The 9042-nt window shown below is 74.5% G+C and carries 9 protein-coding genes and 1 pseudogene; 6 read left to right on the forward strand and 4 right to left on the reverse strand.

Annotated elements, in window-relative coordinates:
* Positions 1–11 precede the first annotated feature (11 nt).
* Positions 12–1562 carry a MocR-like pyridoxine biosynthesis transcription factor PdxR gene (gene pdxR, locus DKT68_RS05055; protein ID WP_201748902.1) on the reverse strand — a complete coding sequence of 517 codons (1551 nt, stop codon included), beginning with the start codon at positions 1560–1562 and terminating at the stop codon, positions 12–14.
* Positions 1563–1626: 64 nt separating this feature from the next.
* On the opposite strand from pdxR, the gene DKT68_RS05060 reads away from it, so the two are divergent.
* Together DKT68_RS05060 and DKT68_RS05065 are read left to right on the forward strand one after the other, a co-directional pair.
* Positions 1627–2238: a LysE family translocator gene (locus DKT68_RS05060; protein ID WP_109816255.1), complete on the forward strand. Its 612-nt coding sequence runs from the start codon at positions 1627–1629 to the stop codon at positions 2236–2238.
* Positions 2239–2246: 8 nt separating this feature from the next.
* Entirely contained in the window at positions 2247–2978 is a 732-nt protein-coding gene (locus tag DKT68_RS05065; protein WP_109816256.1) for a B3/B4 domain-containing protein, read from the forward strand.
* Between the two features lie 55 nt (positions 2979–3033).
* On the opposite strand, the gene DKT68_RS05070 is transcribed toward DKT68_RS05065, so the two are convergent.
* Positions 3034–3636, reverse strand: a complete 603-nt coding sequence (locus DKT68_RS05070) for an MBL fold metallo-hydrolase (RefSeq protein WP_109816257.1) — start codon at positions 3634–3636, stop codon at positions 3034–3036.
* A 75-nt stretch (positions 3637–3711) separates the two neighbouring features.
* Between DKT68_RS05070 and DKT68_RS05075 the strand changes: the two genes are divergently transcribed.
* Positions 3712–4152 carry an archease gene (locus DKT68_RS05075; RefSeq protein WP_109816258.1) on the forward strand — a complete coding sequence of 147 codons (441 nt, stop codon included), beginning with the start codon at positions 3712–3714 and terminating at the stop codon, positions 4150–4152.
* Between the two features lie 39 nt (positions 4153–4191).
* On the opposite strand, the gene DKT68_RS05080 is transcribed toward DKT68_RS05075, so the two are convergent.
* Positions 4192–5610, reverse strand: coding sequence for an RtcB family protein (locus DKT68_RS05080; protein WP_109816259.1), 1419 nt, complete (start codon positions 5608–5610; stop codon positions 4192–4194).
* A 70-nt stretch (positions 5611–5680) separates the two neighbouring features.
* Here DKT68_RS05080 and DKT68_RS05085 point away from each other — a divergent pair, with 70 nt between their 5' ends.
* Positions 5681–6487, forward strand: coding sequence for an SDR family oxidoreductase (locus tag DKT68_RS05085; protein WP_109816260.1), 807 nt, complete (start codon positions 5681–5683; stop codon positions 6485–6487).
* 6 nt (positions 6488–6493) lie between these two features.
* Here DKT68_RS05085 and DKT68_RS05090 read toward each other — a convergent pair whose 3' ends face one another.
* Entirely contained in the window at positions 6494–7102 is a 609-nt protein-coding gene (locus DKT68_RS05090; protein ID WP_109816261.1) for a hypothetical protein, read from the reverse strand.
* 182 nt (positions 7103–7284) lie between these two features.
* Here DKT68_RS05090 and DKT68_RS05095 point away from each other — a divergent pair, with 182 nt between their 5' ends.
* Positions 7285–8385, forward strand: coding sequence for a DUF5919 domain-containing protein (locus DKT68_RS05095; protein WP_109816262.1), 1101 nt, complete (start codon positions 7285–7287; stop codon positions 8383–8385).
* Positions 8386–8431: 46 nt separating this feature from the next.
* A pseudogene (locus tag DKT68_RS05100) lies at positions 8432–9042 on the forward strand (pentapeptide repeat-containing protein); the annotation flags it as partial.

Genomic DNA, 9042 nt, shown 5'->3' on the forward strand with positions numbered 1-9042 from the left:
CCCCTCGCCCATCACCGCTTGCGGAGCTGGCGGAGGGCGGAGGCGATCGTCGCGACGCCGTCCTCGATCTCGGTGGCCGTACGTGCGGCATAGCCCAGCACCAGGCCCGGCGGGTACGGCCGCTGGCAGTGCCAGGACAGCGGCTGCACCTTCACCCCGCGCGCCAGCGTCGCCGCCGCCAGCTCGCCGTCGGTCAGCTCGCCGTCGGTCAGGTCGCCGTCGGTCAGGTCGCCGTCGGTCAGGTCGCCGTCGGTCAGGTCGCCGTCCAGTGTGATCATCAGGTGCAGCCCGGCCGCCGCCCCGTGCACTGTCGCGCCGGGCAGGTGCCGGGTCAGCGCGGCGATCATCGCGTCCCGGCGACGGATGTGCCGGCGGCGCAGCAGCCGCAGCTGTCGTTCGAGCGCGCCGGACGTCATCAGCTCGGCCAGCACCAGTTGCGGCAGCACCGCGTTGCCCAGGTCGGCGTTGCGCTTGGCGGCCACCACCGCCTCCCGGTGCCGGGCCGGCACGAGCAGCCAGCCGACCCGCAGCGCCGGGGCGAGCAGTTTGGACACGCTGCCGGCGTAGCAGACCTGCTCGGGCAGCAGGCCGCGCAGCGCCGGCACCGGGGGCCGGTCGTAGCGGTGCTCGGCGTCGTAGTCGTCCTCGATGATCAGACCGCCGGATCGGGCCCACTCGACGAGTTGGCGGCGGCGGTCGCCGTCGAGCACCACGCCGGTCGGGAACTGGTGCGCCGGGGTGAGCATCACGGCGGGCACGCCGCTGGCCGCCAGCTCGTCGACCAGCAGCCCGGCGTCGTCCACCGCGATCGGCGGGGTGTCCACCCGCCAGTTGTTCAGGTGCTGCCGTACGCCCAACGAGCCGGGGTCCTCGACCGCGATCCGGTCGATGCCGGTGGGGCCGAGCGCCTGGGCGAGCAGCCCGAGCGCCTGGGACACGCCCGCCACGATGATGACCTCGCCGGGGTCGACGGCGATGCCGCGGCTGCGGGCGAGCCAGGCGGCGACGGCACGACGCAGCGCGGGCGCGCCACACGGGTCGCCGTAGCCCAGGTCGGCCGCGGCGAGGTGCCGCAGCACGGCGCGTTCGGCGCGCAGCCAGTCCGCGCGGGGGAAGGCGGCCAGATCGGGTACGCCCGGTGTCAGGTCGATGGTCGCGCTCGCCGCGCGTACCGCGTCGAAGATGTCGCTGCCCGGAGCGGGTGGGAAGAGCGCGGTCGGGACCGGCGCGGCGGCCGGGGCGGGTGCCGGTGTGGCCGGCGCGGGCGGGGCGGCGACGACCACCGTTCCGGCCCGACCGCGACCGGTGACGTGCCCCTCCTCGGTGAGCCGCTGGTACGCCTCGGTGACGACGCCCCGGGAGACGCCGAGGTCGGCGGCGAGCACGCGGGTGGCGGGCAGCCGGCCGCCGACCGGCACCCGCCCGTCGGCGATGGCCTGACGCAGCCGGCCGGCCAACCAGTCGGCGCGCCCGCCGGGCGGCGCGTCGGTGATGGTCAGGTGCAGAAAGTCCGAGCCGGCCGTTATGGACCTCTCGGGTGCCCTCGGTTTGGCCCTGCTCACCGGACCATCTTGGCAGCAGAGTGGGAGTCGAGACCAGCCCCGCCGAGCGCACCGGAGGACGACCGTGACGATCCCGTTCCTGGTCACCACACTGATCGTGGTGGTCACCCCGGGCACCGGGGTGTTCTTCACCCTGTCCGCCGGTCTGTCCCGGGGCGCCCGGGCCGGCGTGCTGGCCGCGTTCGCGTGCACGCTGGGGGTAGTGCCGCACCTGCTGGCGGCGTTGACCGGGCTCGCGGCGCTGTTGCAGGCCAGCGCGGTGTCGTTCGAGGTCGTCCGGTACCTCGGCGTCGGGTACCTGCTCTACCTGGCCTGGTCGACCGCGCGGGACCGCAGCGCCTTCACGGCGACCACCGCCGCGCCACCCCGCTCGGCGGCCCGGGTGATCGTCTCCGGGGTGCTGGTCAACCTGCTCAACCCGAAGCCGACGCTGTTCTTCGTGGCGTTCCTGCCGCAGTTCGTGGACACCACCGCGCCGGGATCGACCCGGTCCATGCTCGCCTGCGGCGCGGTCTTCATGCTGCTCACCTTCGTGGTGTTCAGCGGCTACGGCGTCTTCGCGGCCCGCGTCCGCGACCGGGTGCTGACCCGGCCACGGGTCACCGACTGGCTGCGCCGGTCCGTCGCCGGCACCTTCGTCGCGCTCGGCGTGACGCTCGCCCTCACCGAACGATAGGGAGTCCCGTGCAGTTCGAGCATTCCGCGCAGCTCCGCGCCGCGTACCCCGACCTCGTCGCCGGCGTCGTCCAGGCCAGCGGGATCACCGCCACGGCCGACGTGGCGAAGCGGACCGCCGAACACCTGGCCGTCGCCCGTGAGCGGTTGGCCGGGGGCGCCGAGAGCGGCTTCCCGGAGATCCAGGCGTGGCGGCGGGCGTACGCGGCCATGGGGCTGCGGCCCACCCGTTACCGGTGCGCCGCCGAGGCGCTGCTACGCCGGCTGCGGCTGGACGGCGACCTGCCCCGGCTGCACCCCCTGGTCGACCTCTGCAACGCCGTCTCGGCCGCGTACGCGATCCCGGTCGCGGTGCTCGACCTGGACCGGGTCGACGGCGACCTGGTGGTCCGGCCGGCGCACGGCGACGAGGAGTACCTGAGCTTCGCCGGCGACACCGAGCACCCCGACCCGGGCGAGGTGACCTTCGTGGACGCCGCCGGCCGGGCACACGCCCGGCGGTGGACGAACCGGCAGAGTGGCTGGTCGGCCGTGCGGGCGGGCACCTCGTCCGTGCTCATCGTCGCCGAGGCGCTGCACCCCGGCGCCGCGGCGGACGTAACCCGGTTGGTCGCCGCGCTGGTGGCGGAGCTGGCCGACGGGTGGTCCGCACCGACGCGGGCCGGCGTACTCACCGCCGCCGCGCCCCGCTTCGACGTGACGCCCGCCGGCGGCGCGGTGACGCCCGCCGTGGCGGGGTGACGCCCGCCGGTGACGGGGTGACGGCCGCCGGTGACGCCTCAACTCGCTCGGCCGGTCAGGCGGTGTCGCCCGGGACGAGGTGACGGTAGCCGGAGATCGTCTCGCCGAACCAGCCGGCGACGCTGGACAGGCCGCGCTCGTTGATCTGCGCGTCGTGAATCGGGTACGCCCGATCGGCGCCCACCTCCCGGGCGAACCGGATCGCCTCGTCGAGGCGCAGCCACGACCCCTGCGCTGGGACCAGCAGCGTGTGCACCGGCTCGTCCGGCACGTGCAGCGCGTCACCCGGGTGGTAGAGCCCGTCGCCGATCAGGTAGCCGAGGTTGGGACAGTCGGGTCGACCGTCGAAGATGGCGGCGTGCTGGCCGCCGTGGGCGGTGACGGGGATTCCCGCGGCGGTGAAGCGCTGCCCGGCGCGGACCCGGGTCACCGGCAGCGGGGCGAGGTCGGGCAGCCGGGCGCCCTCGGGGGCGTACACCGGGACGCCCAGGCCGGCCAGCCGCAGCACGTCGACGTGGTCGGTGTGCTCGTGGGTGACCAGGACGGCGTCCGCGCCGGCCAGGGCGAGCGGTTCGCTCCAGGTGCCGGGGTCGACGACCAGCACGCCGCCGTCGTGCTCGATGCGAACGCAGGAGTGGGTGAACCGGGTGATCCGCATCCGGCGACGGTACGTCGTCGGTCGGTCGGCCGTGGTCCTAAAGGATCCGGGCGGTGGGTGGGGCCACTGACCGGCATGATCGAGGGCATGCAGCGCTCGACGCGACGGGGGCACCGGAGCGTGCCGCACACGGCCGACGTACGGATCGAGGCGTGGGCGCCGGACCGCGAGGGGTGCCTCGCCGAGGCGGTCACCGCGCTGGTCGAGACGTTCGCCGACACCGGCGGCGCCCGGCCGCAGGCGGACACCGATTTTTCGCTGCCGCCGGGCGACGACGAGGACCTGCTCGTCGGCCTGCTCGACGAGGTGATCTTCCGGCTGGACACCGAGGGCACGCTGCCGCTGGACTGCGACGTGCGGCCGACCGGGGACGGCGGCCTGCGGGTGCGCTGGCGGTCGACCAGCACCGACGCGGTGGAGCTGGTCGGCGCGGTGCCGAAGGCGGTGTCGCTGCACGCGCTGCGCATCGGCCCGGACGCCGACCGCTGGTCGTGCGCGGTGACCCTGGACGTCTGAGCGCGGCGGTCGCCCCGACCAGGGGTCAGCCGGGCGCGGTCAGCCCTTGACCACGCCGAGCGGCGTCAGCCGGGCGACCAGCCGGCACAGCCCCGCGCCGCGGGCCGCCTCCACCACCGCCGACACGTCCTTGTACGCCTCCGGCATCTCCTCGGCCAACCCCTTGCGGGACGCGCCGCGCACGGCCACGCCCCGGGCCGCGAGGTCGCGCCGCACGTCCTGCCCGCGGACGGCGCGGGTGGCCTCGCCCCGGCTGCGGGTACGGCCGGCGCCGTGACAGGTGGACGCGAAGGCCGGGTTGCCGGCGACGCCGGTGAGCACGTACGACGAGGTGCCCATCGAGCCCGGGATCAGCACCGGCTGCCCGGCGTCGCGCAGGTCGTCGGGGAGGTCCGGGTGCCCGGGAGGCAGCGCGCGGGTGGCGCCCTTGCGGTGTACGCAGAGTCGTCGGGCGTCGCCGTCACTGCCGTGTTCCTCGATCTTGGCGAGGTTGTGCGACACGTCGTACACCAGATCCAGGTCGGTGCCGGCGACCCGGGTGAAGACCCGGCGGGCCGCCTCGGTGAGCAGTTGCCGGTTGGCGCGGGCGTAGTTCGCCGCGGCGGCCATCGCGCCCAGGTAGGCCTGTCCCTCCGGCGAGTTGACCGGCGCGCAGGCCAGCTGCCGGTCCGGCACCTCGATGCCGTGGCGGGGCATCACCCGCTCCATGATCCGCACGTGGTCCGTGCAGATCTGGTGGCCCAGCCCCCGGGACCCAGAGTGGATCATGACGCAGACCTGCCCGAGGCGCAGCCCGAACGCCGCCGCGACCGGCTCGTCGTACACCTCCTCGACGGCCTGCACCTCGAGGAAGTGGTTGCCGGAGCCGAGGCTGCCGACCTGGCCCTGCCCGCGCTGCACGGCCCGCTCGCTGACCTGCGCCGGATCGGCGTCGGCCACCGCGCCACCGTCCTCGCAGCGCGCCAGGTCCCGGGGCACCCCGTGCCCGCGCTCGACCGCGTACCGGGAGCCGCCGCGCAGGACCGCGTCCAGCTCGGCACGGTCGGCGAGCTGCCAGACCGCGCCCCGGCCCATGCCGCGCGGGACAGCCGGGTCCAGGCCGTCCATCAGCGCGTCGAGGACCCGGGGAAGCTCCGACCGGTCCAGCCCGGCGGTGAGCAGTCGTACCCCGCAGGAGATGTCGAAGCCCACCCCGCCGGGCGAGACCACCCCACCCGCCGCGATGTCGGTGGCGGCGACGCCACCGATCGGGAAGCCGTACCCCCAGTGCATGTCGGGCATGGCGTACGACGCGTCGACGATGCCGGGCAGCGTGGCGACGTTGGCCACCTGGTCCAACGACCGGTCCGCACCGACGTCGGGCAGCAGCTCCGGCACGGCGAAGACGACCCCGGGCACCCGCATCGGCGCCTCCGGGTCGATCCGGAACCGGTACGGCGACTCCTGGACCAGCTCCATGCCGGACGGCTACCCGCCGCGCCCACCGGTACACCCGGTTGGGCCGTTGCAGTCGGGGTAGTGCGGAAGCATGCCCCAGCGATACGAGAACTACCCCAGAATCGCGATCGTCACCGGCGCGGACTCCGGCATCGGCAAGGCCTGCGCCGTCGCGCTGGCCGAGGCCGGCTTCGACATCGGCATCACCTGGTACGGCGACCCCGACGGCGCCGATCGGACCGCCACCGAGGTCCGCTCCACCGGGCGACGCTGCGAGGTCGCCGAGGTGGACCTGACCCGGTTGCCCGGGGCGGCGGCGGTCATCGACACGCTCGCCGACCGGCTGGGCGGCATCGGGGTGCTGGTCAACAACGCGGGGACCGGCGCGTCGACGCCCTTCGTCGACACCGGGTGGGAGCAGTGGCGGGAGGTGCTGTCGGTCGACCTGGAGGCGCCGTTCCTGTGCGGGCAGCGGGCCGTCCGGCGGATGCGGGCCGCCGGGGCCGGCGGGCGGATCATCAACATCACCAGCGTGCACGAGCACGCGCCCCGGGTCGGCTCGGCGGCGTACTGCGCCGCGAAGGGCGGGCTCGGGCTGCTCACCAAGGTGATGGCCCAGGAGTTGGCCCCCGAGGGCATCACCGTCAACGCGGTCGCCCCGGGCGAGATCGCCACGCCGATGACCGGTCAGGAGGACGTCGACCCGTTCACCCAGGATCGACCCGGCGTACCGGTGGGACGGCCCGGTGACGCCCGGGAGGTCGCCGCCGTGGTCGCGCTGCTCGCCTCCCCCGCCGCCAGCTACGTCACCGGGGCGTCCTGGCCGGTGGACGGCGGCATGCTGCTGATGGGCCCGCAGGCCAACAGCCTGACGTCGAACGACTGGCGCTCGGTCTGAGCGTCGTCAGTCCTGCTCGGCCGCGGACGTCCGCAGGATGTAGAGGAACTGGGCGGCGAATGCCGTCAGCGCGGTCACCACACCGACCGGGATCGCCAGGCCGTGCCCGGCCCCGGCCAGGCCCACCAGCAGGGCGACCCCGAGCCCGACCAGCAGCGAGTTGACCGCGCCGACCAGCGCGGCCGTGGTGAGCATGAACTCCCACCGCCCGCGCTCGATGCCCACCAGGGTCCAGGCCGACCGCATCGTGCCCTCGGCCTGGACGGCGTCGGCGAAGAAGTCGTGCTGGCTGGCGAACCGGTGGTGGTAGTAGGCGCGGATGCGCTGGATCCGCCACAGGTCCATCGAGTTCTCCACGGTCGTCTCGACCAGCCGCAGGAAGGTCAGCACCCCGATGACCACGAGGGTCGGCAACACCGCGCCCAGGTAGGGCCGGACCAGCTTCTCGTTGCTGGCCACGAAGCCGAGACCGATCAGGGCGGCCGACAGGACGGACAGGTAGATGGTGGCCCGGCCGGTCGCCTCGGCGATCGTGCCCGAGCGGGCCGTCTCCAAGGCGTAGTGCTCGGTGGTCAGGGCGGTCAGCAGGGCCTGCTCGCGCTCACTGTCGTCCATCGCACCTGACCCTCCGCTGTCGCCCGCCCCCGTTACCGTCACCCTATGAGCGGTGACATGGCTCCGGCGGGTGAAAGCGGCGGTCGCGAACGGGACAGCGCGCGGCAAAGCGGGCACGTATCCTCCGCATTCCGGTGATCAGCGGGCGGCGGTGGGGCCGGTCGACGACGGAGGGGGACCGGATGCCCGGGTGGGCTGGTCGGGGCGGCCGGCAAGGGCGCGCCTTCGTCGTCGGCGGCACGCTGCTCGGGGTCGCCGCCCTGATGCTGCTGGCGGCCTGGCGCAGCACCGGCTTCCTCAGCGACCTGCTGCTCAACCTCGGTGCCAGCGTCGTGCTCGCGGCCATCTCGTACGTCATCTTCGACCCGCTGTTCGAGGAGGCGCGAAAGGCGCGGGTGCAGGAGCACCTGAGCTTCGACCAGCAGGCGTTCGTGGCGCGGCTGCACCGCGCCGGCCGCCGGGTGCGCATCCTCGACACCTGGACGATCCTGCTGGAGCAGCGGCATCGCGAGGAGACACTCGGTGCGGTCCGCGCGGCGCTCACCAACGGGTCCCAGGTGCAGTTGCTCCTGCTCGACCCGGACTGCACGGCCGCGCAGCAGCGCTCCGAGGAGTTGGAACGGCAGCGGGTGGACGTGCCGAGGCAGATCTGCACCAACCTGCGCCACCTCGCTGCCTTCTCCGACACGCTCGACCCCCGGCTGCGGCACCGGTTGCAGGTCCGGCTCTACGACGCCTCCCCGTCGATCCAGCTCTACCAGTGGGACGGTCGCGCGCTGATCTCCTTCTTCCCGATCGGGAAGCTGTCGTTCAACGTGCCCCAGCTCGAGGTGGACATGGACAGCCCGTGGGGCGGCTTCGTGCACGCCCGGTTCGAGGAGCTGTGGGAGCACGAGCAGGCCACCCTGGACCTGGAGCGGTACTGGTCGGTGACGGTCACGCTGCGCCACGACGACTCGGACGTGGTCGAGGTGCAGGTGCCCTACGTGACGGTGGACGGGCAGCACTACGTGGACTGCCATGCGTTCCGCCTGGCCCGGCCGCTGACCGTGCGGGCCGTGTTGCCGCCCCGCGCACCGGGAGCGGCGCCGGGAGTGTTCGCGCTGGCCGAGCTGGCCGACGGCGACCGTACGCCGGCCGCGACCGTGGTCCGGCACTTCGACCAGAAGTACGGGCCCGGCGGCGGCGACCGGGCGGTACGCCGGTTGGCGCCGCAGCCGTCCGGCGGTTCCCGTACCCCCGCACCCCGTTCCACGGCGGCCGGTGACCCGCACGGACGGTGACCCCCGACCCGTCCCGTCGGTGGGGCGCGGGACAATGGTGGTCGCCGTGCCGCATCACCAGGAGGATTTCCGCGTGTCGCCCAGCCCCGCTCCCCCGCCCGGGCCGGCGCAGCTTCGCGCCGACTGCGAGCGCTGCTTCGGGTTGTGCTGCGTGGTGCCCGCCTTCGCCGCGTCGGCGGACTTCGCCATCGACAAGCCCGCCGGGCAGGCCTGCCCGAACCTGCGCCCCGACCACCGCTGCGGCATCCACACCGAGCTGCGGCAGCGGGGGTTCCCCGGCTGCACGGTGTTCGACTGCTTCGGCGCGGGCCAGCAGGTCGCCCAGGTGACCTTCGGCGGGCGGGACTGGCGGGACGCGCCGGAGACGCTGCCCAAGATGGCGGCCGCGTTCACCGTGCTGCGTCCGCTGCACGAGCTGCTCTGGCACCTCACCGAGGCGTTGGCGCTGCGCCCGCCGGCCGAGCTGCGTGTCGAGCTGGAGCGCGCCCGCGCCGAGACGGCGGCGCTCACCGGGGGCGATCCGGCACGGCTGCGCGCGGTCGACGTCGCCGGCCACCGCGACCGGGTCAACCCGCTGCTGTCGCGGGCCGGGGACGCGGCGCGCGCCCGGGGCGGCACCGCCGGCCCGGACCGCCGGGGCGCGCAGTTGCTGGGGGC

Source organism: Micromonospora acroterricola, assembly GCF_003172955.1.
GTDB lineage: Bacteria > Actinomycetota > Actinomycetes > Mycobacteriales > Micromonosporaceae > Micromonospora > Micromonospora acroterricola.

Excerpts from the sequence above, each read along its gene's own strand:
- DKT68_RS05080 (WP_109816259.1), bottom strand. The coding sequence starts at position 5,610 with ATGGAGCTGGTCCAGGAGTCGCCGTACCGGTTCCGGATCGACCCGGAG.
- DKT68_RS05075 (WP_109816258.1), top strand. The coding sequence starts at position 3,712 with ATGATCGAGGGCATGCAGCGCTCGACGCGACGGGGGCACCGGAGCGTG.
- DKT68_RS05090 (WP_109816261.1), bottom strand. The coding sequence starts at position 7,102 with ATGGACGACAGTGAGCGCGAGCAGGCCCTGCTGACCGCCCTGACCACC.
- DKT68_RS05085 (WP_109816260.1), top strand. The coding sequence starts at position 5,681 with ATGCCCCAGCGATACGAGAACTACCCCAGAATCGCGATCGTCACCGGC.
- DKT68_RS05095 (WP_109816262.1), top strand. The coding sequence starts at position 7,285 with ATGCCCGGGTGGGCTGGTCGGGGCGGCCGGCAAGGGCGCGCCTTCGTC.
- DKT68_RS05070 (WP_109816257.1), bottom strand. The coding sequence starts at position 3,636 with ATGCGGATCACCCGGTTCACCCACTCCTGCGTTCGCATCGAGCACGAC.